At 73.2% G+C, this 25,872-nt stretch carries 23 protein-coding genes; 21 read left to right on the top strand and 2 right to left on the bottom strand.

Annotation, left to right across the window (positions count from 1 at the left end; translation table 11 throughout):
- Positions 1 to 7 precede the first annotated feature (7 nt).
- The 11 genes from V5P93_RS22770 (at position 8) to V5P93_RS22720 (ending at position 11,270) form a co-directional block, all read left to right on the top strand.
- A complete protein-coding gene (locus tag V5P93_RS22770; protein ID WP_245931226.1) occupies positions 8 to 322 on the top strand; it encodes a phosphopantetheine-binding protein in 315 nt (104 codons plus the stop codon).
- On the top strand, positions 322 to 1,176 hold the full coding sequence (locus V5P93_RS22765; RefSeq protein WP_104478859.1) for a 2-hydroxy-acid oxidase: 855 nt from the start codon (positions 322 to 324) through the stop codon (positions 1,174 to 1,176). Before V5P93_RS22770 ends, V5P93_RS22765 begins: the two co-directional genes overlap by 1 nt.
- A complete protein-coding gene (locus V5P93_RS22760; RefSeq protein ID WP_104478860.1) occupies positions 1,173 to 1,838 on the top strand; it encodes a 4'-phosphopantetheinyl transferase superfamily protein in 666 nt (221 codons plus the stop codon). Before V5P93_RS22765 ends, V5P93_RS22760 begins: the two co-directional genes overlap by 4 nt.
- Complete coding sequence (locus tag V5P93_RS22755) at positions 1,832 to 2,716, top strand: hypothetical protein (protein ID WP_104478861.1); 885 nt, start codon at positions 1,832 to 1,834, stop codon at positions 2,714 to 2,716. The genes V5P93_RS22760 and V5P93_RS22755 overlap by 7 nt, the downstream gene beginning before the upstream one ends.
- Complete coding sequence (locus V5P93_RS22750) at positions 2,709 to 3,677, top strand: thiamine pyrophosphate-dependent dehydrogenase E1 component subunit alpha (RefSeq protein ID WP_245931227.1); 969 nt, start codon at positions 2,709 to 2,711, stop codon at positions 3,675 to 3,677. Before V5P93_RS22755 ends, V5P93_RS22750 begins: the two co-directional genes overlap by 8 nt.
- Positions 3,678 to 3,731: 54 nt before the next feature.
- The gene (locus tag V5P93_RS22745; protein ID WP_104478863.1) at positions 3,732 to 4,709 is read left to right on the top strand and encodes an alpha-ketoacid dehydrogenase subunit beta; all 978 of its coding nucleotides are present in this window, start codon (positions 3,732 to 3,734) and stop codon (positions 4,707 to 4,709) included.
- A 14-nt stretch (positions 4,710 to 4,723) separates the two neighbouring features.
- On the top strand, positions 4,724 to 6,118 hold the full coding sequence (locus V5P93_RS22740) for a condensation domain-containing protein (RefSeq protein ID WP_245931247.1): 1,395 nt from the start codon (positions 4,724 to 4,726) through the stop codon (positions 6,116 to 6,118).
- Between the two features lie 117 nt (positions 6,119 to 6,235).
- On the top strand, positions 6,236 to 8,071 hold the full coding sequence (locus V5P93_RS22735) for an FAD/NAD(P)-binding domain-containing protein (RefSeq protein WP_104478865.1): 1,836 nt from the start codon (positions 6,236 to 6,238) through the stop codon (positions 8,069 to 8,071).
- Positions 8,072 to 8,196: 125 nt separating this feature from the next.
- Entirely contained in the window at positions 8,197 to 8,730 is a 534-nt protein-coding gene (locus V5P93_RS22730; protein ID WP_104478866.1) for a hypothetical protein, read from the top strand.
- 169 nt (positions 8,731 to 8,899) lie between these two features.
- Entirely contained in the window at positions 8,900 to 10,222 is a 1,323-nt protein-coding gene (locus V5P93_RS22725; protein WP_104478867.1) for an adenylosuccinate lyase family protein, read from the top strand.
- Between the two features lie 109 nt (positions 10,223 to 10,331).
- Positions 10,332 to 11,270, top strand: a complete 939-nt coding sequence (locus tag V5P93_RS22720) for a hypothetical protein (RefSeq protein ID WP_104478868.1) — start codon at positions 10,332 to 10,334, stop codon at positions 11,268 to 11,270.
- A gap of 15 nt (positions 11,271 to 11,285) precedes the next feature.
- Here V5P93_RS22720 and V5P93_RS22715 read toward each other — a convergent pair whose 3' ends face one another.
- Complete coding sequence (locus tag V5P93_RS22715; protein WP_104478869.1) at positions 11,286 to 11,525, bottom strand: hypothetical protein; 240 nt, start codon at positions 11,523 to 11,525, stop codon at positions 11,286 to 11,288.
- Positions 11,526 to 11,670: 145 nt separating this feature from the next.
- Here V5P93_RS22715 and V5P93_RS22710 point away from each other — a divergent pair, with 145 nt between their 5' ends.
- A complete protein-coding gene (locus V5P93_RS22710; protein ID WP_104478870.1) occupies positions 11,671 to 12,687 on the top strand; it encodes a hypothetical protein in 1,017 nt (338 codons plus the stop codon).
- Here V5P93_RS22710 and V5P93_RS22705 read toward each other — a convergent pair whose 3' ends face one another.
- Positions 12,688 to 13,473 carry a pentapeptide repeat-containing protein gene (locus tag V5P93_RS22705; protein ID WP_104478871.1) on the bottom strand — a complete coding sequence of 262 codons (786 nt, stop codon included), beginning with the start codon at positions 13,471 to 13,473 and terminating at the stop codon, positions 12,688 to 12,690.
- A gap of 225 nt (positions 13,474 to 13,698) precedes the next feature.
- Here V5P93_RS22705 and V5P93_RS22700 point away from each other — a divergent pair, with 225 nt between their 5' ends.
- From V5P93_RS22700 to V5P93_RS22660, 9 genes are all read left to right on the top strand, one after another.
- On the top strand, positions 13,699 to 15,372 hold the full coding sequence (locus V5P93_RS22700) for a condensation domain-containing protein (protein ID WP_104478872.1): 1,674 nt from the start codon (positions 13,699 to 13,701) through the stop codon (positions 15,370 to 15,372).
- Positions 15,373 to 15,455: 83 nt separating this feature from the next.
- Positions 15,456 to 18,095 carry a LuxR family transcriptional regulator gene (locus tag V5P93_RS22695; protein WP_104478873.1) on the top strand — a complete coding sequence of 880 codons (2,640 nt, stop codon included), beginning with the start codon at positions 15,456 to 15,458 and terminating at the stop codon, positions 18,093 to 18,095.
- Positions 18,096 to 18,109: 14 nt separating this feature from the next.
- Positions 18,110 to 19,141 carry a substrate-binding domain-containing protein gene (locus tag V5P93_RS22690; RefSeq protein ID WP_104478874.1) on the top strand — a complete coding sequence of 344 codons (1,032 nt, stop codon included), beginning with the start codon at positions 18,110 to 18,112 and terminating at the stop codon, positions 19,139 to 19,141.
- A gap of 86 nt (positions 19,142 to 19,227) precedes the next feature.
- Positions 19,228 to 20,511: an MFS transporter gene (locus V5P93_RS22685; RefSeq protein ID WP_104478875.1), complete on the top strand. Its 1,284-nt coding sequence runs from the start codon at positions 19,228 to 19,230 to the stop codon at positions 20,509 to 20,511.
- Positions 20,512 to 20,513: 2 nt separating this feature from the next.
- The gene (locus V5P93_RS22680) at positions 20,514 to 21,173 is read left to right on the top strand and encodes a response regulator transcription factor (RefSeq protein WP_104478876.1); all 660 of its coding nucleotides are present in this window, start codon (positions 20,514 to 20,516) and stop codon (positions 21,171 to 21,173) included.
- Position 21,174: 1 nt separating this feature from the next.
- Positions 21,175 to 22,545: a HAMP domain-containing sensor histidine kinase gene (locus V5P93_RS22675; protein ID WP_104478877.1), complete on the top strand. Its 1,371-nt coding sequence runs from the start codon at positions 21,175 to 21,177 to the stop codon at positions 22,543 to 22,545.
- Positions 22,536 to 23,459, top strand: a complete 924-nt coding sequence (locus tag V5P93_RS22670) for a TAXI family TRAP transporter solute-binding subunit (protein WP_104478878.1) — start codon at positions 22,536 to 22,538, stop codon at positions 23,457 to 23,459. Before V5P93_RS22675 ends, V5P93_RS22670 begins: the two co-directional genes overlap by 10 nt.
- 132 nt (positions 23,460 to 23,591) lie before the next feature.
- The gene (locus tag V5P93_RS22665) at positions 23,592 to 25,139 is read left to right on the top strand and encodes an alpha/beta hydrolase (protein ID WP_104478879.1); all 1,548 of its coding nucleotides are present in this window, start codon (positions 23,592 to 23,594) and stop codon (positions 25,137 to 25,139) included.
- A gap of 284 nt (positions 25,140 to 25,423) precedes the next feature.
- Positions 25,424 to 25,720, top strand: a complete 297-nt coding sequence (locus V5P93_RS22660; RefSeq protein WP_104478880.1) for a hypothetical protein — start codon at positions 25,424 to 25,426, stop codon at positions 25,718 to 25,720.
- The last annotated feature ends 152 nt before the right edge of the window (positions 25,721 to 25,872 follow it).

Below are 25,872 nucleotides of genomic sequence, written 5' to 3'. Positions count from 1 at the left end.
GGGTCCCGTGGGACCTGTCGGATCTGTCGAGGCCAAGTCAGTCGAGCTGACGGACGAGCAGGCCGAGCTGCGCGACCGGGTCACCGAGAGCATGGCGGACCTGCTGCCCCGCGTGCTCAAGCGGGAGGTGACCGAGTTGTCGGCGGGCACCAAGCTGTTCACCGAGCTCGGCCTCAGCTCCGCCAGCACGCTGGAGCTGCTGCTGGAGCTGGAGGACGAGCTCGAGATCCAGATCGACGTCGAGGAGATCGACCAGGGCGACCTGGAGACCGTCGGCACCCTCGCCGCGTACATCGCCACGCACACCGTCGCGGACGAGTGATGTTCGCGTCCGGCCCACCGGGCACCGATCCGTTGCCGCCCTTGCGGTTGAGCGCGGTTGTGGCGCAGGTCTTCGACGAGACCTCGCCGACGGCGCTGGACCCGGCGCTGCGCCCGTTCCTCGCCGACCTCGTCCGCCCGTACGGCAACGACCTGCGGGACGACCTGCTGACCGCGGGCGTCGGCCACTCCTTCGGCGAGATGGCCGAGGTGCTGCTGCCTGCGGTCGTCGGCCCGGACGAGCAGGTCGACCTGCTGGTCATGGCGTTCGCGATGCACGACCTGCGGCTCGGGCGGGCGACCGCCGCCTACCTGAGCGACCGCTGCCCGGGCAAGCCGATGGCGTTCGCGGTGTGCGACCAGGGCAGCGGCGCGGCCTTCACCGCGCTGCGGCTCGCCGAGTCGTACCTGGGCCCCGGCGCGTGCCGCCGGGCGCTGGTGTTCGTCGTGGAGCAGTCGGCCCTGCACTACACGCAGCTCGAACCCGCGCCGGTCCCGGACCGGCACACCGGTGTCGCGCTGCGGCTGGAGACCGACGGGAGTCCCGTGGTCGGCAAGCAGCACACGGGGGTCGACGCCCGCCGGGTCGGCGGGTTGTTCGCCGCCGAGGTCGCGCGGCTCGCGGCGGGGCAGGTGGACGCCACGGTCATCGCGTCGGCCCGGCTCGCCGAGGCGGCGCCCGGCCAGGCCGACGTCGTGGCGGACGCCGGGCAGCCGTACACCGGGGTGTGGTGGGAGCTCACGCGCCTGCCGCGCGAAGGTCTGGTCGTGCTCGGGGACTACGAGCCGTCGCTGGGCCTGTTGTGTCTTTCCACAGTGGACTACACTGTGGCGAGGGTCGCGGTGCCGGGATGAGCGACACCGTCCGGGTGTGGCTCATCGACACGGCCATGCCCACCACGCTGCTCAACCGGCTCGACAGCCTGCTGGACCGGGCCGAACGCGGCCGCGCCGACGAGATGGACACCGCGCGGCGCCGCGAGTTCGTCATCGCGCACGGTGTGGCGCGCGTGCTCACCGGGCGGGAACTCGGCATCGCGCCGGACCGCGTGCGGTGGGAGATCGGTGAACACGGCAAGCCCGAGGTCGACGGCCTGCGGGTGAGCATGTCCCGGTCGCGCGGACTCGCGCTGTTCGCCCACACCGCGTCCCGCGCCGTCGGCGTCGACCTGGAACGCGTCGGCGACGGGCTCGACTTCGCGCGCGCGGCCGCGCGCTACTACCCCGAGGCGGAGGCCCGGCACGTCGCCGAGTGCCCGCCGGGGGAGCGCCCGGCGCGGTTCACCGGGCTGCTGACCCGCAAGGAAGCGTGCGTGAAGGCGGCGGGCGGGCGGCTGTTCCCCGGTCTGCGGCTGCCCGTGCACGCCCGCGCGGTGGTCCACCAGGCCGACGGACCGTACCGGGTGCGGGACCTGCCCGCGCCCGCGGGCTACGCGGCGGCCGTCGCGCTCGCGGGGACCGATGACTACCGGGTGCGCGAGCACCGCTGGCCGTTGGAGGGAGTTGCGCCATGGTGAACCTCGGTGATACCGACCTGCCGCTCGACACCGGTGTGCCGGGGGTGTTCCTGTCCCCGCCCGGGTTCGAGCGGGTGGTCGACCTGCTGCGCGCGGGTGTCGCGGCGCTGGCCGCCGACGAACCGTTCCAGCGGCTGATCATCCCGCCGGTGATCTCGCGGGCCACCATCGAGAGGGCCGGGTACGTGCAGGCGTTCCCGAACCTGCTCGGCACCGTCCACGGCTACGGCGGCACGCCGAGCGGGTGGTCGCGGCTCAAGCCGTTGGTGGAGCAGGGGGGCGAGTGGTACGCGCAGCAGCAGATCGGTGATCTGGTGCTGCTGCCCGCCGCGTGCTACCCCGTGTACGCCACCATCGCCGGGCAGACGCTCGACGACGCGGCGAAGGTGACCGTGGAGGCGTCGTGCTTCCGGCAGGAGGCCACCAGCGAACCGGGGCGGCTGCGGTCCTTCCGGATGCTGGAGCTGGTCACCGTGGCCACCGAGGAGCACTGCCTGAAGTGGCGGGCGGCCCGGCTGGAGCAGGTCGAGGGCTGGTTCACCGACCTGGGCCTCGACGTGTCGGTGGAGATCGCCGACGACCCGTTCTTCGGCGCGGGCCGCAAGGTATACCAGGCCGCGCAGCGGATGCAGGAGCTCAAGTGGGAGCTGCGGGTGCCGGTCACGGACGGCACCGTGCAGGCGGTCGCCTCGGCGAACTACCACAAGGAGCACTTCGGCGACATCTTCGGCATCACCGCCGGTGGGGAGCCCGCGCACACGTCATGTGTCGCGTTCGGACTGGAGCGGTTGGCGTTCGCGCTGATCGCTCGGCACGGCAAGGATTCCACTCAGTGGCCTGCCGAGGTCTTGGCGGCGCTGGGCGGTGGTCATGCCTGACAGCCTGGCCCTGTACCGGATGATCCGGTACATCCGGCGGTTCGAGGAGCGGTCGCTCGACCTGGTCCGCGCCGGGGAGATCGTCAGCGGCATGCACGCGTGCATCGGCCAGGAGGCCGTGTCCGCCGGGGCTTGCGCGACGCTCGAACCCGATGACATCGTCTTGTCGAGCCACCGCGGACACGGGCACCTGCTCGCCAAGGGCTGCGACCCGAAGCGGGTGCTGGCCGAGATGGCGGGCAAGGTGACCGGCATCGACAAGGGGCGCGGCGGGTCCTTCCACCCGTCCGACTTCACCGCCGGGGTCTACAACGCCACCGGCACCGTCGGCCACGGCGCGGGCATCGCGGCCGGGATCGCCTGGGCCGCGAAGAGAGCGGGCGAGCCCACGGTCGTGCTGAGCTTCTTCGGCGACGGCGCGGTCACCCAGGGCGCGCTGCTCGAGGGCTTCAACCTGGCCGGGTTGTGGCAGCTGCCGGTTGTGTATATCTGTGAAAACAACCGTTATGCCACAACCCTTCCCGTGGACACCGCGGTGTCCGGTACGATCACCGGGAGAGGTGAGGCGTTCGGGATACCGTCTTCCTCAGTGGACGGACAGGACGCGGAAACCGTGTACGCGGCGGTGTCCGAGGCCGTGGACCGGGCCCGCTCCGGCGGCGGGCCGTCGCTGCTGGAGATGCGCACCTACCGCTACCACGGCCACCACACGTTCGAGCTGAAGACGCGCCTGAAGTACCGGGAGCAGTCGGAGATCGACGAGTGGAAGGCCCGCGACCCGCTGGACATCCAGGCGGCGCGGGTTCCCGAGGCCGATCGGCTGCGGGTCGACGCGGAGATCGAGGCCGAGCTGGACGAGGTCGTCCGGTTCGCGCTGGAGAGCCCGCGGCCCGACCCGGCCGACGCCATGGACCACATGTACGCGGACGGCTTCCGCCCGCGCGCCGGTGTGTCCCTCTAGGACTTGCGACTACCAGGGCTTGTGCTGTGCCGCCGAAAACCGAGAGGAGGAGGGATGCCCAAGCTGTCGTACCTCAAGGCGCTCAACCGCGCGCTGGGCGACGAGATGGACCGCGACGAGTCGGTCTTCGTGCTCGGTGAGGACATGAACTTCGCGCTCACCAACGTCACCGCGGGCTTCCTGGACCGCTTCGGCCCCGACCGGGTCGTCGAGGTCCCGCTCACCGAGCAGGGCTTCACCAACTTCGCCACCGGCGCCGCGATGGCCGGTCGGCGGCCGGTGGTGGAGTTCCAGATCCCGTTCCTCCTGCTGCTGGTGTTCGAGCAGATCACCAACCAGGCCAACAAGTTCCTGCTGATGAGCGGCGGCCAGCGCAGCGTCCCGGTCACGTACCTGATGCCCGCCGCGGGCTGGCGGGCCGGGTGGGGCGCGCAGCACTCCGACCAGCCGTACAGCCTGTTCGCGCACATGGGCGTCAAGACCGTGCTCCCGGCGACGCCGACCGACGCGTACGGCCTGCTCACCACCGCCATCCGCGACGACGACCCGGTCGTCTTCTTCGGACCGCTGGCGGCGCTGCCCGTCCGCGAGGACGTCGACTACGCCGACCTGGGCCCGATCCCCCTGGGCAAGGGCCGCGTGCACCGAGCGGGCACCGATGTGACCGTTGTCGCGTTAGGACACCTGGTGCACGAAGCGCTCGCCGTGGCGGAGGAACTGGCCGACGAGGCGTCCATCGAGGTGTGGGACCCGAGGTCGGTCTACCCGTTCGACTGGGCGGGCCTGGCCGAGTCGGTCGCCCGCACGGGGCGGCTCGTGGTGTTCGACGACTCCAACCGCGCCTGCGGCATGGGCGCGGAGGTCCTCGCCACCGCCGCCGAGGAGATGCGGCTGACCGCCCCGCCCAAGCGGGTCACCCGACCCGACGGCGCCATCGTCGGCGCGGTCCCCGAACTCGACGTCGCCCTGCAACCCGACCGCGCCCAGCTGGCCGAGGCCATCCGGGCCGTCCTGAAGAGCCCAGGGTGGTGATGTGGTTGTCGGAGGTGGAGCGCGTCCCCGTTCCCTTCCACGGCGCGGGTGCCGGCACGGAACCGCTGACCTGGGGCCAGATCGGCATCTGGCAGGCCATCGAGCGCTCGGGGGAGTCCCGCACCATGGGCGGCCGCATCGCCCTGCCGCCCGGGTACACCGTGGCGGCGGCGGCCGAGGTGCTGGCCGCGGTGGTCGGCAGGCACCAGGCCCTGCGCACCCGGCTCGTGCTGACCGACGGCAGGCCGCTGCAACGGGTGTCGGAGTCCGGCGAGGTCGTCCTGGAGATCGTCGACGCGGGCACGGCCGACGCGGCCGCGGTCGCGGCGGACACCCAGGAGCGGTACTCGTCGGTCCCGTTCGACTACGAGCGCGAGTGGCCGGTGCGCATGGGGCTGGTCCGCAAGGACGGCGCCCTCACGCACATGGTCGCGGTCTACCTGCACCTGTCCATGGACGCCGGTGGGCTGGAGGTGCTGATCGGCGAACTCGGCGTCGACCCGTCGACGCTGCCGCCGGTCACCGCCGTGCAGCCGCTGGAGCAGGCGCGGCGCCAGGCCGAGCCCGCCGCGCTGCGCCAGTCCGCGAACGCGTTGAAGTACCTCGAACAGGTGTTGCGCACCGTCTCGGTGGACCGGTTCCGGCCGGTCCGGTACTCCGACGAGCCCGAGTTCCGGATGATCCGCTTCCGCTCGCCCGCCACCCGGCTGGCCGTGGACGCGATCGCTCGGCGCGCGGGGGTGAGCACGTCGCCGGTGCTGCTGGCGTGCTTCGCGGTCGCCCTGGCCCGGGCCGGGGCGGCCAACCCCGTGCTGGCGATGCTGATGGTGAGCAACCGGTTCCGGCCGGGGTTCGCGGACTCGGTCAGCACGATCGTGCAGATCAGCCCCTACCTGATCGACGTAGCCGACATCACCCTCGGTGAGGCGGTCGCCCGCGCCGCGCGCAGCACCATGAACGCCTACAAGCACGCCTACTACGACCCCGACGCGCAGGACGAGGTCGTGGACCGGGTCTTCGCCGAACGCGGCGAGGCCGTCGACTTCTCGTGCTTCTACAACGACCGCCGCAAGTCCGACCGCGCGCCGAGCGAGGGCGACGACCCTTCCGCGGCCGAGCTGGCGGACGCGGCGGCCCGCGCGGAGGCGCACTGGGAGGACGAGCCGGGGATGCCCCGGCAGAAGCTGTACCTGCACGTCGACGACCCCGAGGGGGCGATCGAGTTCACCATGTCGGTGGACACCCGCTACTTCACCGCCGAGGGGACCGAAGCCGTCATACGCGGCGTCGAGACCGTCGCGGTGCGCGCCGCCCTCGACCCCGACACGCCCACCGGCGTGGGGAACGAGGCCAGGGTCCCGGCAACAGTCGGCGTCCGGGCGGAGACTGGCGAGGGAGGTGCCCCATGATCGAGATCAAGTGACCCCCCCACGCGCGGTGAAGTCCGCGCGCAGCTGAACACCGACGCGCGGGGGCGTGCCGCGAGGGCCGCCCCCGCGCGTCGACGACCGACGAGGTGCGACCGCATGCCCGTTCCCACCCCGCCCCGCCGGATCTGCGTGGTCGGCGCGGGCCCCCGCGGCCTGAGCGTCGTGGAACGCCTGTGCGCCAACGCCGTCGAGCCGCTGCACGTCCACTTGGTCGACCCGCACGCGGGCTCGGGTGGTCGCGTGTGGTCGGTGCGGCAGCCGCCGTCGCTGCTGATGAACACCGTCGCCTCCCAGGTCTCGATGTTCACCGACCCGAGCGTGGACTGCGCGGGCCCGATCGTGCCCGGCCCGAGCCTGTACGAGTGGGCGCGGGAGGTGACCGAACCCGCGTGGGTGGTGGCCGAGGCCCGGTCGCTGACGCCGAACACGTACCCGACGCGGGCTTTCTACGGGCACTACCTCGACTGGGTGCTGGCCCGGGTCTGCCGGTCGGCACCGGTGTTCCTGCACCGGCGCACGGCGGTCGCGCTGGACGAGTCGCCGGACGGTTCGCAGGTCGTCACGCTCGACGACGGGACCGTGCTGGACGGGCTGGCGGCGGTGGTGCTGGCGCAGGGGCACGTGGAGATGCCGGTGCTCGGGGACCTCGCGGAGTTCGCCGAGGAGCGCGGGCTCGGGTACTGGCCGCCCGCGAACCCGGCGGAAGTCGACCTGTCGCCGATCATGCCGGGTGAGCCGATCGCGGTGCGCGGCATGGGTTTGGCGTTCTTCGACCACCTCGCGTTGTTGACGACCGACCGGGGCGGGCAGTTCAAGGAACGGTCGGACGGGTCGTTGGCGTACGTGCCGTCGGGGCGGGAGCCGTTGATCATCGCCGGTTCCCGTCGGGGGGTGCCGTACCACGCTCGGGGGGAGAACGAGAAGGGGGTGTACGGTCGCCACGAGCCGGTTTTCCTGACGCCGTCGGTGATCGCGTCGCTGCGGGCTCGTTCAGGAGTGTCCTTTCGGGACGATATCTGGCCGCTGGTGGCGCGTGAGGTGGAGTTGGTCTACTACCGGACGCTGCTGGGGGAGCGCGGGGCGGAGTTCGAGGCCCGGTTCCTGGCGGGTGAGCCGGACCTGCCCGCGCGTTTCGGCGTCGCCCCTTGGGATTGGGAGCGGATCGCGTATCCGCACGAGGGGCGCCGGTTCGCTTCCGTCGCCGAGTTCTCGTCGTGGCTCTTGCGGTTGTTGCGTGATGACGTGGACGCGGCTTTGGGCGGTAATGTCAGCGATCCGGTGAAGGCCGCCCTGGATGTGCTGCGGGACCTGCGCAACGAGATCCGGCTGGCCGTGGACCACGGGGGTGTCACGGGTTCGTCGTACCGCGCGGACCTGGACCGCTGGTACACGCCGTTGAACGCGTACCTGTCGATCGGCCCGCCTGCCCGCCGGGTCGCGGAGCTGGTGGCGTTGATCGAGGCCGACGTCGTGCGGGTCGTGGGGCCGGGGATGCGGGTGGACCGGGGGGAGCGGGGTTTCCTGGTCAGCTCCCCGGTGGTGGCGGGCTCGGGGGTGTGGGTCAGCACCCTCGTCGAGGCTCGGGTGCCGGAGGTCGACATCCGCACGACCACGGACCCGCTGATCTCCTACCTGCGGGACCGGGGCGAGTGCGCTCCCTATCGGATGCCGGACCCGAGCGGCGCCGTCGAAACCGGCGGCTTGGCTGTTACGGAACGGCCCTACCACCTGATCGACGCCGGCGGAAACCCCCACCGGCGACGCTTCGCCTATGGCGTGCCGACCGAGTCGGTGCACTGGGTCACGGCGGCGGGCATCCGCCCGGGCGTCAACTCGGTCATCCTCGCCGACGCGGACGCGATCGCCCGCGCGGCCCTCGCGGTGGAGGCGGTGGCCTGCTTGCCCGCCGAGGCGGTCGCGCGCCCGGCTTGACCGGGGGCCGGAGGCATGTGCCAGTTCTCGCGCGAGATCGGCTCCTGCTCGTTCCCGACTCGCTCGTTCGACTGACCGGAGTCCGGGGTGTTGTGCGCGCTCCGCACCCGGGCCAAGATCGACCGGTGGGGTGGAGCGAGTGGGACGCGCTGGGATCGGTACTGGGCGGGGTGTTCAGTGGGCTGGCCTTCGCCGCCACGCTGTTCCTGCTGGTCCGGGAGGTGCGGATCCGCAGGCGAACGGACCTGGACGAGCAGGCGCGGCAGGCGCGCCCCGTGGTGGCGGCGGTCGAGCAGGAGTCGTACCCGCTGGCGGCGGCGTTCCGGACGATGGACCTCACCGTCGCGGTCCGCAACTACAGCGAACTGCCGGTGTTCAACCTCGTCGTGCGGCTTGAGGAGTTCGGCTCGGGGCAGGACGGCTTCGAGGTCGTGCGCCCCGGTGAGCAGGTGACGGCCGAATTGCGGCTGAACCGCAAGGAGGGTGTCCCGAACACCTTCTCCAGCCGCACTACCGGGCCCACGCTGTACTTCATGGACGCCAACGGCAGGCACTGGGTGCGCAGGGGGCTCGGCGCACCCGACCGTGTGCTGGTTGACGCGGTTTCGGCCGCGCGGCCCTTGACACGGTTCCGGCCCGAGGACCTCCAGCCGGAATGACCCCGTTTGATCGGGAGCGTCCGGTATGGCCGACAGGGCGCTCCCTGGCCGAGGTTGAATGCCAGGGCGCGCACTCCGGTCGTCTCCGCGAGGTAGTTCCCGCCCTTGCCCGTGCCTCCCGCCCGACCGATAGGCTCGGCGCACCTGGAGCCGAGTGGCGGGAGTGGTTGTGGCGGGTGTGGACAGCGGGCTGCTTTCCCCGGTCTGGGCGGGCACCGACGTCGTCGACCTGGTCAGCGACGAGGCCTGGGTCGCGGGCATGGTGGAGGTCGAGGTCGCCCTTGCCCGCGCCCAGGCCGACCTCGGCGTCATCCCACGAGAAGCGGCCGACGCCATCGCGGGGGCCGTCCCGGACATCGATGTCGTCGACCTGGCCGTCAAGTCGCGGGGTGGGGCCAACCCGATCGTCGCCTTCGTCACCGCCTTCACCGCCCGCGTCCCCCCGAGCGCCGCCGAATACGTGCACCGGGGCAGCACCAGCCAGGACATCCTCGACTCCGCCGCCATGCTCCTGGTCTCCCGCGCCCTCACCGTCGTCACCCGCGACCTCCACCGCGTCGCCACGGCGCTGGCGAACCTCGCCGACGCGCACCGCGGGTCCGTCATGGCGGGCCGCACCCTCACCCAGCACGCCGTCCCCGTCACGTTCGGGCTCAAGGCCGCGGGCTGGCTCTCCCTCACCCTCGACGCCGTCGACCGCGTCCGCGCCGTCGTCCTCCCCGCCCAGCTCGGTGGCGCGGCGGGCACCCTGGCGTCCTATGTGGAGTATTCCGGCGATCCCGACCACGGCCCCGCCCTCATCACCGCTTTCGCCCGCCACCTGGGCCTCGTCGAGCCCACCGTGCCCTGGCACGCGCTGCGCACCCCGTACGCCGACATCGCCGCCGCCGCCTCCGTCGTGACCGGTGCGCTGGGCAAGCTCGCCCTCGACGTCCAGGGCATGTCCCGCACCGAGGTCGGCGAGGTCGTCGAGCCCAGTGCCGAGGGGCGCGGTGTGTCGTCGGCCATGCCGCAGAAGCGCAACCCCGTGCTCGCCACGCTGATCACCGCCGCCGCCCGGCAGGTCCCGGTGTACGCGACCGTCCTGGCCCAGTCGATGATCGCCGAGGACGAGCGCGCGCCCGGGGCGTGGCACGCCGAGTGGCAGCCGCTGCGGGAGATCCTGCGGCTCGTCGGGGGCGCTGCCGCTACCGCGGCCGAGTTGGCGGAGGGGTTGGAGGTGTTCCCGGAGCGGTTGCGGGCGAACCTGGCGCTGACCGGCGGCACCATCGTCTCCGAGCGGCTGAACGTGGCGCTGGCACCGCTGCTGGGCAAGGTCGAGGCCAAGAAGCTGCTCACCCGCCTCTCCCGCGAACCCGACTTCTCCGCCGCCCTGCGCGCCGCCCCCGAACTGGCCGCGGTCGACGTCGACGCCCTCCTCGACCCGGCGGGCTACCTCGGTGCCAACGACGCCCTCATCGACCGCGCCCTCGCCCGTTTTCGGCGGACCTGAGGGAAATCGGGCGTGAGAACCGTCGCGTTCGGATCGCGCCCGGCCGCGCTTACCCTGGGACGCGCCGAGGCGCGAGCACCTTTCGGCTGGTCGAGCCGAGGGGAACGCGATGCTGTGGTCGACGTGGGTGTTGTGCGGTGTGAGCGTCTTCGTCGTGCCGCTGCTGATGCTGGGCGCCCTCCGCCTGGCGCGCCCGCGCCTCCGGCCCGATCTGGCCATCCGCTGGCTCGCCCGCGCCGGTGACGCCCTCTGCCTGTCCGCCATCGTGGCCCTCGGGGTCGCCGCGGCCCGCGGGCTGGCGGCGGTCCCGGAGGTGGCCCAGTGGGGCGGCTGGGACGGCCCCGAGTACGGCGCGCCGAGCCTGGTGTTCTTCGCGACGCTGTTCCTCGTCTTCTGGTTCCTGGTCGTGCTCGCCGTCCGGGCGGGCGCGGCCGCGGTCTGGCAGGAGACCATGGAGTACATGCGGTCCGAGCTGACCAAGCTGCCGCACCTCGACGGCCGCCTCGAACACCTCGCCGACGGCTCGCCGATCGAGGTGCACGTGTTCGACGAACCGCGCCACGGCATGCTGCTGGAGGCCCTGTCGCCGCCGCGGCTCCTGGTCACCTCGGGTGCGCTGGCCAGGCTGGACGAGAGCCACTACCGCGCGGCCCTGGCCCAGACGCACGCCCAGTTGCACGACCACCTCGTGTACCTGCCCCGGGTCATGGCCGTCGCCCGGTCCTTCCCGCTGCTGCGCCCGCTGCGCGACCACATGCTGTACCACTGCGCGCGGGCGGCCGACGAGGTCGGCGCGGCCGTCGTCGGCGACCGCGCCCGCTACGCCAACACCCTGGAAGCGGCGACGGACCCGGACGCCTACGTGCTGTTCTTCGAGCACGAGGAACTGAAGCTCCCGGTCGACCGGTGGCGCGCGGCGGCCCTGCGCGACGCCCCCGCCGCCCCCACCGGGCGCTGGCCCGTCCTCGTGCTCGCCGCGCTGGCCGCGGTGAGCGTCGCGGCCACCGCCCTCGCCGTCGCGAACACGGCCGTGTTCCTGCTGTCTTGAGCGAACCGCGACCGGTCAGCCGGTCCGGGGAAGCAGGAAGGCGACCGACGGGCCGACCTGGGCACCGGGTCGTCCCCAGGAGACGGGCATGGTGGCGGTGATCGCCGGCCGGGCCCGCGACGGGCGGATCAGCCGCGCGACGCCTGCCCGGTTGTGCGCCTGCGCGTTCGCCGCCCCGGGCCCGACCGCGGTGACCAGCAGGGACGTGGCCCACAGGTCCGCCACCGGAGCGGCGATCACCGCAGGCTCGGCCACCAACTCGACCGCGCCGGCATCGCCGAACAGTCCTGGACCCCGAGGCGCACCCGTCGTCGGGGAAGGGCCACCCGATCAGTTCGGGTCGGGCGCGTTGTGCCGGATGGACTGTGCCCGGGCGGGCGGCGACTGTACGGTGCGCCACATGTCGGATGCACCTCGTCCACCACGGGAGCCGTGGCCGCACGGACCGGACGGGCCCCGCCACGGGGACCCGAACCAGCGGCCGCGGTACCAGCCGGACCAGCACCAGCCGGACCAGTACCGGCCCGACCCGTACCAGTCGGACCCGTACCAGCGGGAGCAGTACCCGCCGGACCCGTACCAGCGCCGCGACGGTCAGGGCGGCTACGACCAGGGCGGCTACCACCAGCCGCGGTCCACATCCGACCCGTACGCGAGACCCGCCGAGCCGCGGCACCAGGGCGGGTACCCCGGTCAGCCGCGCCCGCCACAATCCGCGCCCCGGCCGCCGGAGTCGCGTCCGGCGCCCGAGCGGCACCGGCCCGAGGCGCCCGTCCGGTCCGGCGGCGGCTTCCGGATCCCCGGTCTCGGCGTGGTCCTGGCCATCGTCGGCGCGCTGGTGCAGCTGCTGAGCCTCACGGTGCTGCCGTGGATGGCGCAGGGCGGCGACCCGGCCTCGCTGGTCAGCCTCTGGAAGAACCTGTCCGACGGCCAGGCCAGGGGCTTCGGCGACTGGTACGTGCTGATCTTCAGCTACCCGCTGGTCATCCTCGGCGTGCTGCTGGCCTTCTCGGCGGTCCTGGAGTCCGTCGCGATGAAGGTCATCTGGGCGGGACTGGCCATCCTCGGCGTCGGCTACCTGCTGCTGCGCTACGGCATCGCCCCGGTCACCGGCCTCTTCGGCGTCGAGAAGGACTTCACCACCCGCGACGTGGTCGTGGCGGTGGCCGCGGTCGCGGCGACCGTGGTGGTCGTCTTCGTGCTCAAGAGCGCGGTCACCATGTTCCGCCGGGTGGCCGGGCTCGTGCTGCTCGCGCTGTCCGGTGTGCACGTCGGCGCGCTGGCCGACCTGGCCAACAGCGACGGCCTCACCGGACTCGGCGACCTCGGTATCGGCGCGTTCGGACCGGTCGTGGGCTACGTGCTGATCGGCATCGCCGCGCTGGTCGGTCCGCGCCGGTTCGTCCCCGGGGCCTGATCAGCGCCAGTGGGCCGGGCGCCGCCGCCCCCGGGGCAGGCGGGTGCCCGGCCCGCCGCGCGCCGAGTCCACTTGGGACTGGGTGAGGAACAGCGCGGTGGACAGGTCGGCGCCGGTGAGGTCGGCGGTGCGCAGGTCGGCCCCGGTGACGTCGGCCAGCCGCAGGTCCGCGCCGCGCAGGTCGGCGCCGAGCAGCAGCGCGCCGCGCAGGCTCGCGCCCCGCAGGTCGCGGTCGCGCAGCGCGGCGCCGACGAGGTCGGCGCCCCGGTGGTCGCGGCGCCCGCGGACCCCGGCGCGGGCCAGTTCGCTCGCCCGCTGGAGCAGCGGGTTCGCCGCCTGCCGGTGGGCGAACGCGTCGACGGCGGCCACCTCGTCGACCGTCCCCTCCGTGGCCGCGCGGACGCGGGCGGTGACCGCGGCCAGGTCGGCGCGCAGCGGTGCCGACGAGGGCAGGCGCGCGGCCTCGGTGAGGTACCAGAGCAGCTCGTGCAGGTCGCGCATCACCGGGAACACCTCGGCCGCGCGCGGTGACGGCGTCCCGCCGAGCGTCACCTGGGACACCTGTTGGCCGGCGCCGAAGCAGTCGTAGACGGCGCAGCCGACGAACCCGCGCGCCCGCAGGTCCGAGTGGACGCCGCAGCGGTGGTCGGCGAGGAGGTTCGGGCACGCCCGTCCGGCGGGCTTGTCGATCGGGAAGTCGGCCGACCGCGCGAACGCCGGAACCACGCAGCAGAGCGCGAAGCACGCCCCGCAGTCGGCCCGCAAACCGACGCCGTCCGCGTCCACCCGTCCACCCCTCCGTCGACCGAACCCGCGCACGGCACGTGACCCCTCGGGTACGCACGCGGACGATCCACCCTACGCCGGGGACTTGTGGCCCTGGACAACGGCTCCACCGCGGTCCGGGTGCCCTGGGGCCGTCCGCGATTGAGGGGTTTTCCCCCATGTTCCCCGCCTGCCCGCTGCCTAGGGTCCAACCGAGATCATCGCCGGGGTCGAGGAGTCAGCGCCATGTCGCCAGCCAGTGCCGTGCCGAGGGAGTCCGGGGTCGAGCCGGAACCACTGTCCACACTGCCGGTGCGCTTCCGCGGCACCCGCTCCGGCAGCGGGCCGGTGACCCTCGGGCAGCGCAACGTGCTGCGCTGGTTCGGTTCCGACGGCGACCGCTCCGACGTGCTGCCGATCTTCGTGGAGATGGGCGCCGGGCACACGCTCGCCGAGCTGATCTGCGCGCTCGGCGTGCTGGTGGCCCGGCACGAGGCGTTGCGCACCCGGTTCCGCGCCGATGGGCCGGATGGTCCAGTCCAATACGTGCTGGCCGACGGCGAGCTGGACATGCGGATGCACGAGATCGTCGGCGACCCCATCCGGTTCATCGGTGAGCTGGTGTGGCGCGAGGTCGCGGTGCCCTTCGACCTCGTCGACGGGTTCCCGCTGCGCGTGCTGGCGATCACCGAGCACGGCGCGCCGGTCGTGGTGGTGCTGCTGTTCTGCCACGTCGCGGTGGACGCGGCGGGCGCGGCCATCGTCGGCGAGCAGCTGCGCGCGCTGCTGGCCGGGCGCGACGACCTCGCCGAGGAGCGCGGGCACCAGCCGCTGGACCAGGCCGAGTGGGAGCGGTCCGACGTGGGCAGGCGGCGGACCAAGTCCGCGCTGCGCTACTGGGACACGCGGTTGCGCCAGGTGCCGCAGGCGATGTGCGCCTTCCCGCCGCACCCCGACGGCGTGCCCGGACAGGTGGAGCGGCGCATGGTGTCCTCGGCGGTGGCCGCCGCGCTGCGCGCCATCGCGGGCCGCACCGGTGCCAGCCACTCGACGGTCGTGCTGGCCGCCGCGGCGGTGTTCCTCGGCGCGCACACCGCGACCCCGGCGGGCGCCATGATCTCGATCTGCGGCAACCGGTTCCGCTCCGCGTGGCGGGAGTACGTCGGCCCGCTGGCCCAGGACGCGCTGGTGCCGTTCACCCTCGCCGACGACGCGCTGTTCGACGACGTCGTCCGGCAGGTGCAGGCCACCACGATCAACGCCTACCGCTACGCCCAGTTCGACTCCGTGCAGCTGTGGGAGGTCATCGACGCCGTCGGCCGCGAGCGCGGCACCCACTTCCACCGCGACGCCGTGTTCAACGACCTCGGCGCGGCGGGCGCCTCGGCGGCGGAGAACGCGCCGGAGGACCCGGTGGCCGCGCTCGCGGACACCCGGTTGGAGCCGATGCCCGACCGGTCGCTGCCCACCGCGTTCCTGCTCACCCTCGGTGGCGTCACCGACACCGAGGCGGACCTGCGCCTGCACACCGACACCACCCGGTTCCCGGACGTCGACGGCGTGCTGCTGGCCGTCGAGCGGCTGCTGGTCACCGCGGCCGTCGGGGACGTGCGGATGCGGGACGTGCCCGACCTGACCCGGATCGCGCCGGTCGCGCGCGGCGAGGGGTGGCGCGTGGTGGACTCGTCCTGGGTGGACGTCGCCGCCGTCGAGGGGGTGTTCGCGGACCTGGGTCTGCCCGCCGAGGTGACGGTCGACGGCGACCGGATCACGGCCGTCGTCACCGCCGGGCTCACGCCCGAGCAGCTGCACGCGGCGGTGCTGGAAAAGCTGCCGGGGCGTCCTTCCGCGATGGCCCCGCACCGCTATGTGGTCCACGCCGCCGAGCGGTCCACACCGGTCGAGGGCGCGGGCCGCTGACGCTTCCCCCGGTTTACCGGTAACCTGTCCCGGACAATCGCGCAGGCGATTTCCGCCTTGGTACCGCGAAGCTGGGGGTCCGGATGGGAGAACCCGCCCGCAACCGCCGCGAGCAGGGGTTTTCCGCGCTGGACGCGCTGGTCGACGGCCGACGGCAGGTGCTGGAGGTGGTCGGCGAGGCCGGGATCGGGAAAACCCGGCTGCTCGCCGAACTGACCGATCTGGCCGATTCACGCGGTGTTCGGGTGCGCTTTCCCCGGTCGTCTCGACAATTCAACGATCGGATCACCGACCGTCGGCCGACCGTCCTATTGGTCGACGACGCGCACGAGGTCCGGGTGCTGGACGAGGTGTTGCGGACGCCGCCGGTCGACCCGGTGCTGCTCGTCGTCGCGCACCGCGCCGACCACGCCTGGCTGCCCGCCGCGCTGGCCCGCACGCCGTGGCCGGTGACCCGGGTGGCCCTGGGGCCGCCGGACCCGGCGGCGGTGCTGCCCGACCTGCCACCCGCCGAACGCGCGCGACTGGTGGCGGTGACCGGCGGGAATCCCCGGTACCTGCGGGCACTGGCCGGGGTCGACCCGGCGGTGGTGGACACCCTGTCCGACCCCCGTCGGATCGGCGAGGCCCCGCTCCCGGACGGCGTGCTGGCGGTGGCGGGCCAGGGCCTGCGCGGACTCGACGGCGTGCCGCGCGAGGTCGCGTACGCCGTCGCGGCGGCGGACGACCCGGCCGACCTGGGGCTGGTGGCGCACATCGCCGGGCTGCCGGAGCCCGATGTGCTGCGCGCCCTCGACGACCTGACGGTGTGCGGCCTGGTGTCGGCCCGCGGCTCGCGGGTGGCGTTCCGGCACCCCCTGGTCCGGGCGGCGGCGTACCAGGCGGCGGGATTCGCCTGGCGCGCGCGGGCCCACCGGCGGGCCTGGGAGTACCTGCGGACCCGCGACGCGCCACTGCCCCTCCGCGCCCTGCACGCCGCCCGCATAGCGGGCTACGGCGACACCGAACCCGCGAGAACCCTGGCGGCGGGCGCCGCGGCGGTCGTCGACACCGCTCCCGCGACCGCGGCGGCCTGGCTGGACCGCGCGGTGGAGGTGTTACCGCGCGCCGAGTCGCTCCCGTTGCTGGGCAGGGCGTTGAGCTTGTCGGGGGAGTTGGCCCGGGCACGCGACGTGCTGCACGAGGCGCTGGTCCACAGTGGACCGGACCGGGTGGTGGCGGTCCGCGCGTGCGCCCGAACCGCCCGGCTGCTCGGCCGCTACGCCGAGGCGAAAGCGGTACTGGACCGCGAATCGACCGCCGGCCTGGCCGCCGAACGGGCCACCGTGGCCCTCCTGCTGGGCGACACCACCGAGTGCGCCCGCCTGGCGCGAGCGGCGGTGGCCGAGGGCGACGAGGTGGCGGGCCGAATCCTGGGCGCACTGGGCGCGGTCCGATCGGGGGAACCCCCGGACCTCTCCGCGGAGGTGCGGCTGGTCGACGGGTTGTCCGGCGGGGTTCCCGGACAAGGCACGACCGGCCCTCCCGCCGCGGCGTCGTCGACAGCGGGACCGGATGGCGGATGGGCCGAGCGCTCCGACACGGCCGGTTCCGCCAACCCCGGGGCCGTTCCCCCGGTCGCGGCGGACGTGGCCGGGACCGTGCGGCTCGTGGACGGGCTGCCGGACGCGGCGGTGGGGGATCACCTGTCGGCGTTGGCGTGGCTGGAGTTGGAGCTGGACCGGCCCCTGGAAGCCGCCCGCCACCTGCGGCGGGGACTGGCCTTCGCCCGCGCCACCGGTCGGCGGTCGACCCTGCCCACGCTGCTGTCCGCCGACGCAGCGGTCGCCGTGCGGTTGGGGCAGTTGGACCGGGCCCGTGAGTGCGCCGCCGAGGCCCGGGAAGTCGCGTTGGCGCTGGGTAGTGCCGAGTTGGCCGCGATGGCTTCCGCGGTCGAGCTGGAAGCCGTGCTGTGGCAGGCGGGGCCGGAGGAAGCCCTCGCCGCCGTCCCGGAACCCGCGTCGCCCTGGCTGGTCGAGCGCGTCGGGCTCACCGTCGCCGACTGCCACCTGGCCGCGGGCGAGTACGAGCGCTGCGCCGACCACGTGCGTGCCGCCGTGGGGGAGGACTTCGCGGGCGCCAGTGGCCGCGAACGACCGCGGTGGCGGGCCGCGCTCGCCGTCGCGCTGGCGGGCCTCGACCGCTGCGACGAGGCCATGGCCCTGGCCGACGCCGCCGTCGCCGCCGCGCCCCGATCCGCGTACGCGCACCTGGCCCGCGCCCAGGTGCTCGGCAGGCTCGGCCGCGCCGACGAGGCCCGCGCCGAGGCCGTCGCCGCGCTCCGGGCCGGTCCGCTCGACCAGGCCCGCGCCCGGGAGCTGCTGGCCGAACACCTGGCCACCGAAGGGGAACTCACCGCCGCCCGCGCCGAACTCGGCCGCGCCAAGGAGGGGTACGCCGCCACCGCCGCCACCTGGCTCACCACCCGGCTGCGCACCACCGAGACCCGGGTCGGTGCCCGCGCTCCCCGCCCGCGCCGCCCCCACGGCACCGTGGAAGCCCTCTCCGGCCGCGAGTTGGAGATCGCCGAACTCGTCGCCACCGGCCTCACCAACCGCGAAGTCGCCACCCGGTTGGTGTTGAGCCGCAAGACCGTCGAGGGTCACCTCGCCCGCGTCTTCACCAAACTCGGCGTCAAATCCAGACTCGGCGTCGCCCAGCGCTTGGCAGCCCGCTCGACCTGAGCCACCATGTCCGGATGGCACTTCCCGCCAGGCCCCGGGCGAAGCAGGTCTTCCTGCTCCTTTCGGCGTACGAACAGAAGTACTGGCTGCACAGCCTCATCGGGCACCTGGCCGACGAACTCGACCGCGCCAACCTCGACGTGGTCCTGAAGGTGCCGGACCGCGACTACGACTCGCGCACCCTCGTCCGCCACATGCGCGGTCTCCTCCAGCGCCGCGAGGACTTCGTCGGCGGGTTCCTGATGGTGACCGAGGTGGACCGGGTCCGCCGCGAACTGGCCGACTTCTGCCCCTCGGTGCGGGTGCCGGTGGTGTTCCTCGACGTCGAACCGTTCGCCCGAGAGGCGGAATACCCGCCCGGGACGGGTTTCGTGGGCTACCGGGCGGGGGACATCGGCGCGGTCGCGGGCGACTGGCTGGCCGGGTGGTTCCGCCGCGCGGGCACCCGCGAGCCGGTGGTCCAGGTGCTGGCGTCCCGGGAACACGCGGACCGGCAGCGGCGGTTCGCCGAGGTGCTGCGGGAAGCGCTGCCCGGCGCGCGGGTCGCGATCGACGACACGTGCGCGTTCGACCGGGTGCGGGCCATGGACGCCATCCACGACCTCCTGCACGACCGCCCACCCGGCCACGCCGCCCGCCCCGACGCGCTGTTCTGCACCAACGACGAGATGGCCCTCGGCGCCGCGGACGCGTTGCGCGGCAACGGCGCCGCGATCCCGATCCTCGGTGTCGACGGCCTCGCGGACGTGCTGACCGCACTCGACCGCGGCGACTCCCCACTGCGGGCGACGGTCGTCCAGGACACCCGTGCCCTCGCCGCCAACGCGACCGACCTCCTGCACCGCATGCACACCGAGGACCCGTCGCCGCGGCTCTGCTTCCTGGAGCCCCGGATCCACACCGGTCGGGGGCCCGCGGTCCGGCACGCGCCCGGGGCCATCGACATGTCCGTGCACAACGAGCTGCACACCACCGCGCCCTCGACGACCCTCGGCAGCGCCCACAACGTCTGGATCACCAACCAGGCGCCCGGCGAGTTGTCCTAAGGGACTGTTAGGTTCCGCCACCACGCCTTGTGACGTGCCGCTACGGGCCGCACTGTGGTCCCGGTCACCGTTGATCGGGAGGGGTCATGACACTGGTACGGGACACCCGCGAACGGCGGGTCGTGGCGAACATCGCCAAGGGGTCCATCGGGAACCTCATCGAGTGGTACGACTGGTACGCCTACACCGCTTTCTCCCTCTACTTCGCCGCCACCTTCTTCCCCAAGGGCGACCAGACCGCGCAGTGGCTCAACACCGCCGCCGTGTTCGCCGTGGGGTTCCTGATGCGGCCGATCGGCGGGTGGCTGCTGGGGCGCTTCGCCGACCGCTACGGGCGCCGCCGCGCGCTGACGCTGTCGGTCACGCTGATGGCCTTCGGCTCCCTGCTCATCGCGGTCACGCCGGGGTACTCCACGATCGGCGTCGCGGCCCCGGTCCTGCTCGTCGCGGCGCGGCTGCTGCAGGGGCTGTCCGTCGGCGGCGAGTACGCGACCTCCGCGACCTACCTCTCCGAGATGGCCGGGTCCGGGCGGCGCGGCTTCTACTCCAGCTTCCAGTACGTCACCCTCACCGCCGGGCAGCTCGTCGCGCTCGGGTTGCAGATCGTGCTGCAGAACCTGCTCACCCCCGCGCAGATGGACTCCTGGGGCTGGCGGATCGCCTTCGCCGTCGGGGCCTGCGGCGCGCTCGTGGTGATGTACCTGCGGCGCACCATGGACGAGTCGCCCAGCTTCGAGGCGGAGCGGGACAACGAGAGCCGGGGCACCCTGCGCGCGCTGCTCGACCACCCGCGGTCGTGCCTGCTCGTCGTCGGACTCACCCTCGGCGGCACCGTGGCCTTCTACACCTACACCACGTACCTGCAGAAGTTCATGGTGAACACCAGCCACATCCCCAAGGGCACCGTCGCGTGGATCAACTTCCTCGCGCTCGTCGTGTTCGTGGTCCTGCAACCCGTCGCGGGCGCGTTGTCCGACCGGATCGGCCGGCGCCCGCTCCTGCTCGGCTTCGGTGTGCTCGGCGCGCTCCTCACCGTCCCCATCCTCACCGCGCTCTCCGGCACCACGAACCCGGTCTTGGCGTTCCTCCTCATGCTCGGTGCGCTGATCATCGTCACCGGCTACACCTCGATCAACGCGGTGGTGAAGGCCGAGCTCTTCCCCGCCAGGATTCGCGCGCTCGGCGTCGGGTTGCCGTACGCGCTCACCGTGGCGATCTTCGGCGGCACCGCCGAGTACGTTGCGCTGTGGCTCAAGCAGGCGGGCGTCGAATCGCTCTTCTACTACTACGTAGCCGCCTGCGTGCTGATCTCCCTGGTGGTCTACTTCGTCATGGGTGAGACCTCCGAAGACTCCCCGCTGGAGGACTGACGATGCGCGTGCTGCTGGTCGAGGACGACGACGGGGTCGCGGGCGCGGTGGCCGAGGTGCTCACCGCCCACGGCCACCACGTCGACCGGGTCACCCGGGGCGCCGACGCCCTGATCCGCCACCGCGACGCCGATGTCGTGCTCCTCGACCTCGGCCTGCCCGACCTCGACGGGCTCGACGTGCTGCGCAGGCTCCGCAAGCTCGCGCAGACCCCGGTCGTCGTGCTGACCGCGCGGGGCGACGAGCGCACCGTCGTGCGCGGCCTGCGCCTCGGTGCCGACGACTACCTGGTCAAGCCCGTGCGGATGATCGAGCTGCTGGCCCGGGTCGAGGCCGTCACCCGCCGCGCGTTCGCCCCCGCCGCCCAGCGCCCCGGCGTCGTCGAGGTCGCCGACGTGGCCGTCGACCTCGACGCGCGCCTGGTGTCGGTGGCGGGGGAGCCGATCGAGCTGACCAGGATGGAGTTCGAGATCCTGGGCGTGCTGGTGCGGCACGCGGGGGTGGCGGTCAGCAGGCAGCAGCTGTTGGACGAGGTGTGGGGCGACGCCTACCTGGCGGTGTCGCGGTCGCTGGACGTGCACCTGGCCCAGCTGCGCGCCAAGCTGGGCAGGCCGGGCCTGGTGCGCACCATCCGCGGCTTCGGCTTCCGGCTGGGCGGCTGACGTGCGCCGACGCCTGCTGCTGGTGCTGCTCGGCCTGTCCCTGGCGGTGCTGGCCGGGCTCGCCGGACCGCTGCTGCACAGCACCTCCGCCGAGCGCACCCAGCGGTTCGTGATCAGCCGGACCGCCGACCTCGACCGGTTCGCCGAGCTGGCCGCGACCGGTGACGACCGGCTCCGCGCCGAGGTCGGCGCGCACGTCGCGCTCTACGGCGACGCCGTGGTCGTGGTCGACGCGCAACGCGGGCCGGTGCTGGAGTCCGGCCTGCGCGCCGACGAACCCGGGGTCCGCGCGGCCCTGGACGCGGCGTTGCGCAACCAGCCCGCCACCGTGCCGCCGGACGTGCGGCCGTGGTCCTCGGGGTCGGTGCTGTTCGCCCGCCCGGTCGGCAGCGGCACGCGGGTGACCGGCGCGGTCGCGTTGCGGTCGACCGTGGACCGCGCGGCGGACGATGTCGGAACGCGGTGGGGGTTGATCCTGCTGGGGGTGCTGGCCGCGTCCGTTGCGTTCGTCGTCCTGGCGTTGCTCGTGGCCCGCTGGGTGCTGCGGCCCGTTGCGGAGTTGGAGCGCGGCGTGCGGGCGGTCGGCGGCGGGCCCGGTTCGGGGGCGCACGTGTCGCCGGGGCTGGGCCCGCCGGAGCTGCGCGGGTTGGCGTCGTCGTTCAACACCATGTCCGACGCGGTGGCGGAGTCGGCGCGGCGGCAACGGGCGCTGGTCGCCGACACGTCGCACCAGCTGCGGAACCCCCTGGCCGCACTGCGGTTGCGCATGGACTCCCTCTCCGGCCGCGTGGCCCCCGCCGCGAACGGGACGTATTCCTCGATGGTCGCGGAACTGGGGCGCCTGGAGTCCCTTCTGGACTCGATGTTGACCCTCGCGGCGGCGGACGCGGCGGCCACGGAAATGGCCGCGGGCGAACGGGAATCCGGTGGCTGCGACGCGGGATCCGTCGCTCACGAGCGCATCGACTTCTGGTCGCCGACGGCGTCCGAACACGGTGTGTCCATTGTGGAGAAACTGGCCCACGACCCGGTGGCGTGCCCGGAGTCGGATCTGGCGCAGGTCCTCGACGTCCTGCTGGACAACGCGATCAAGTACGCGCCGGGGGGAGTGGTCGAGGTGTCGGTGCGGTGCGCTGGGGACCGCGTGGTGGTCGAGGTGTCCGACGACGGGCCCGGGGTGTCGTCGGGCGACCTGCCCCGTCTGACGGAGCGGTTCTGGCGCGCGGGCCGCTCGGGCGACGGATCGGGTCTCGGCCTGGCCATCGCCGACCGCCTCACCACGGCCAACGGCGGGGAACTCCGCGTCACCCGCCGCGTCCCGCGGGGCCTGACCTTCGAGATCGACCTCCCGGGAGGTGCCCAGTGCCGCTGACCCGTCGACTCTTCCTGGCCGCCGCCCTGGCGACCGCGGGCTGCGCGTACACGGGCCCGGACCGGACCGTGCGCGTCGCGGCGGGCGAGCCCGGCGGCTTCTACGTCGAGTTCGCCCGCCTCCTGGCCGCCGAACTCGCCGACGCGTACCCGTCGACCCGCGCGAGCGTCGTCGAGACCCTGGGCAGCGTGATGAACATAGCCAAGGTCGGCGCCGGGGAAGCCGATCTGGGCCTGGTGCTGGTGGACGCGATGACCGCCGCCCAGGACGGCGCGCCCCCGTTCCCCCGCGCGACCCGGTTGCCTGCGCTGGGTCGGGTCTACGAGAACTACATGCAACTCGTCGTGCCCGCCCGAAGCCGCTACCGAACCCTGGCCGACCTGGCCGGACGACGCGTGTCCCTGGGCGCCACGGGCTCGGGCGCCGCCCTCTTCGGCACGCGCATGCTCGACGCGGCGGGCGTGTCGGTCGAGGTCGACCACCACCCCCTGGCCGAGGCCGCCGAAGCCCTCCGCACAGGCGGCGTCGAAGCCCTGCTCTGGTCCGGCGGCCTCCCCACCCCCGCGCTGACAGACCTGGACGACGCCATCGGCATCCGCCTGCTGGACCTGGAGGTCACCGAACTCCGCCGTCGCCACGGAGCGGTCTACGACCGCGTGACGATCCCGTCGGGCACCTACCGCGACGCGGGGGAGGTGACGACCGTCGGCGTCCCCAACCTCCTGGTCGCCTCGCCCGCGGTCCCGGCGGACGTCGTCGAGGCGACGGTCCGGGTACTGGTCCAGCGGGCGGGCGACCTCGTTCCCCGTCAGGCCCTGGGCACGCAGTACCTCGACGTCCGCTCGCTGATCGACACCGCCCCGGTGCCGCTGCACCCGCGGGCGGCCGAAGCGTACCGGGAACTGCGCGGCTGATACCGGTGCTCCGTTTGCGCGGCAACGGTTCGGCGCCATCCGGTCCATGTCTTTCGTTGTAGTCGGGCGGGGTACGGGCAGGTCGTCTCCCAGGCGGATGACGGCGCACGTGCCCCGCCCTACCGTCGAGCTGTGCGACGATCATTTCCGGTCCTGATCGGCGCGGTGGTGCTGGCGAGTCTGGTCACCTCCGTTCCCGCGCAGGCCGCGCCGAAACCCCCGCCACAGCCGACGTGGACCACGTGTCCGCCCGATCCCGACGGCAACCCCGTCGACCCGCGCCTGCGGTGCGCCAAGGTCACCGTGCCGCTGGACTACGCCGACCGCCACAGCCCCACGATCGATATCGCCGTTTCCCGCCTGGCGACCGCGAAGCCCGGTTTACGCAGGGGAATCCTGGTGCACAACGCCGGGGGTCCCGGCGGTGCCAGCCTGAACCTGCCCAGCTCCTACGTCCAGATCTACCCCCAGGAGGTAGTGGACCGGTACGACCTGGTCAGCTTCGACCCGCGCGGCATCGGCTACAGCGCGCCGGTCACCTGCGGCCGCACGCGCGAGCAACTGCCGGTGGCGAAGGTTGCCCCGTTCCCCGCCGCGGACGGTTCCATCGACGGCAACATCACCTTCGCCCGCGACCTGGCTCGCGACTGCCTGGCCCACGGCGGCCGCGAACTCCCCTACATCACCACGGCGAACACCGCCCGCGACCTGGACCGCGTCCGGATCGCGTTGGGGGAGCGGAAGATCTCCTACAACAGCGGCTCCTACGGAAGCTACCTCGGCGCGGTCTACGCGTCGCTGTACCCGGACCGCACCGACCGCTTCGTCCTCGACTCGCTCGTCGGCCCCGGGTCGGTGTGGAGGGCGCAGTGGCGCCTGTGGGACCGGGCGGCCGAACGCCGGTTCACCGACTTCGTCACGTGGGCCGCCGCGAACGACCCCACCCTGGGCACCACGGCCGACACCATCCGCGCCAACATGTTCGCGTTGGCGGACCGGCTGGACCGCGAGCCGGTCGTGATCCCGGGCTTCGGCCCGGTGGACGGCAACACCTTCCGCTACATCTACTTCGCCGCTTCCTACTACACCGCCGTTTTCCCGGCGTTCGCGGGCATCTGGCACTTCCTGGAGGGCAACGGCGAGCCACCCCAGCTGTTCCCGCCGGTGGACGTCCCGGGCATCCCGCAGGACAACGCCCTCGCCGGGCAACTCGCGGTGATCTGCGGTGACGTGCGGTCCTCCCACGACATCGACTACTACCGGCGCGCGGTCCGCGAAGACCGCGCCCGTTACCCGCTCCTGGGCGGCATGGGCGCGAACATCCAACCGTGCGCCTTCTGGCCGGGCCCGAAGGAACCACCTGCGCCGATCACGGACCGCGGTCCGGGCAACATCCTGCTGGTCCAGAACCTCAGGGACCCGGCCACCCCGTACGAGGGCGCCCTCGACCTGCGCCGCGCACTCGGCCACCGCGCCAAACTCATGACCGTCAACGGCGGCAACCACATCGTCTACAGCCCGGTCGTGCCGTCCTGCGGGGTCACCGCCGTCAACCGCTACCTGTCAACCGGCACCCTCCCCGACCACGACCTGTCCTGCGACCTCGACCCGACACCGCCCACCACGAAACGCACCCGACCAGCCCTCCCCGGCGAGCGTTTCCCCTTCCAGGGAAGCTGACGGCCCGGTAGCACCCGGAGTCTCGCGCGAGCCCAGCGGTGTCCGCGGCGCTTCCGGCGCCGCGGACACCGCTGTCGCCGCGACCGGCATCGCCGGGAAAGCCGCGACCGCCCTGATCGGTCCGGTTGTTCAGGAGCTGTTGTTCAGCGTCGAGCGACTGACCGTGAACAACCCGGAGCGCCTAGAAAGGGGCTGGCAGCGCTGGTCCAGCGGTGCCGCCGGCCGCCTCGGGCGTCGAGGGACGGGCCGGCTCGACTCTTCGGAGAAAGGGGAGGTCGTTGCTCATGGGCAAGGTCGGATCGGCTCTCTCGGCCGCGCTCGCGGCTGGGATCGTTCTGGTGGGGGGTGCGGCGGAGGCCTCGGCGGAGGTGGGGGCGTCGTCGGCCGCCGTGGTCGTGTCCGCTCGGTCCGGGTCGACGCCGCCCTCGGCGTCCGTGCTCGCGACGTGGAGGTATTACGACTGGTACTGGCTGTACGACCGGTGCGCGACCCAGGGCCGGGAGCGGTTCGGCCATCTGGGCATCAGGTGGAAGTGCGTGGACCTGGGCTCGGCGCAGTGGGCGCTCTACTACTGGGGGTGAGCGTCACCGCCGACTGGTGAACGCGTGACGGTGGCGCCCCGGGTTTCGCGCGGGGCGCCACCGCACTTCCGCTCGTCGGTGGCCGGTGAAAGCATCGGGTGCGCGCCATCGAGTTCTGTGTCGGAATCCTGACGAGTGGGTCACGGGCGACA

The organism is Actinokineospora auranticolor (assembly GCF_041897805.1).
Taxonomy (GTDB): Bacteria; Actinomycetota; Actinomycetes; order Mycobacteriales; family Pseudonocardiaceae; genus Actinokineospora; species Actinokineospora auranticolor.
Note: the sequence above shows the minus strand (reverse complement) of the source record. Positions and strands in the feature narration are given on the sequence as shown.

Coding starts and splice junctions, on each gene's coding strand:
- V5P93_RS22680 (WP_104478876.1), top strand. CDS start 20,514: ATGCGCGTGCTGCTGGTCGAGGACGACGACGGGGTCGCGGGCGCGGTG.
- V5P93_RS22700 (WP_104478872.1), top strand. CDS start 13,699: ATGTCGCCAGCCAGTGCCGTGCCGAGGGAGTCCGGGGTCGAGCCGGAA.
- V5P93_RS22690 (WP_104478874.1), top strand. CDS start 18,110: ATGGCACTTCCCGCCAGGCCCCGGGCGAAGCAGGTCTTCCTGCTCCTT.
- V5P93_RS22660 (WP_104478880.1), top strand. CDS start 25,424: ATGGGCAAGGTCGGATCGGCTCTCTCGGCCGCGCTCGCGGCTGGGATC.
- V5P93_RS22760 (WP_104478860.1), top strand. CDS start 1,173: ATGAGCGACACCGTCCGGGTGTGGCTCATCGACACGGCCATGCCCACC.
- V5P93_RS22735 (WP_104478865.1), top strand. CDS start 6,236: ATGCCCGTTCCCACCCCGCCCCGCCGGATCTGCGTGGTCGGCGCGGGC.
- V5P93_RS22685 (WP_104478875.1), top strand. CDS start 19,228: ATGACACTGGTACGGGACACCCGCGAACGGCGGGTCGTGGCGAACATC.
- V5P93_RS22745 (WP_104478863.1), top strand. CDS start 3,732: ATGCCCAAGCTGTCGTACCTCAAGGCGCTCAACCGCGCGCTGGGCGAC.
- V5P93_RS22710 (WP_104478870.1), top strand. CDS start 11,671: ATGTCGGATGCACCTCGTCCACCACGGGAGCCGTGGCCGCACGGACCG.
- V5P93_RS22720 (WP_104478868.1), top strand. CDS start 10,332: ATGCTGTGGTCGACGTGGGTGTTGTGCGGTGTGAGCGTCTTCGTCGTG.
- V5P93_RS22765 (WP_104478859.1), top strand. CDS start 322: ATGTTCGCGTCCGGCCCACCGGGCACCGATCCGTTGCCGCCCTTGCGG.
- V5P93_RS22750 (WP_245931227.1), top strand. CDS start 2,709: ATGCCTGACAGCCTGGCCCTGTACCGGATGATCCGGTACATCCGGCGG.
- V5P93_RS22755 (WP_104478861.1), top strand. CDS start 1,832: ATGGTGAACCTCGGTGATACCGACCTGCCGCTCGACACCGGTGTGCCG.
- V5P93_RS22695 (WP_104478873.1), top strand. CDS start 15,456: ATGGGAGAACCCGCCCGCAACCGCCGCGAGCAGGGGTTTTCCGCGCTG.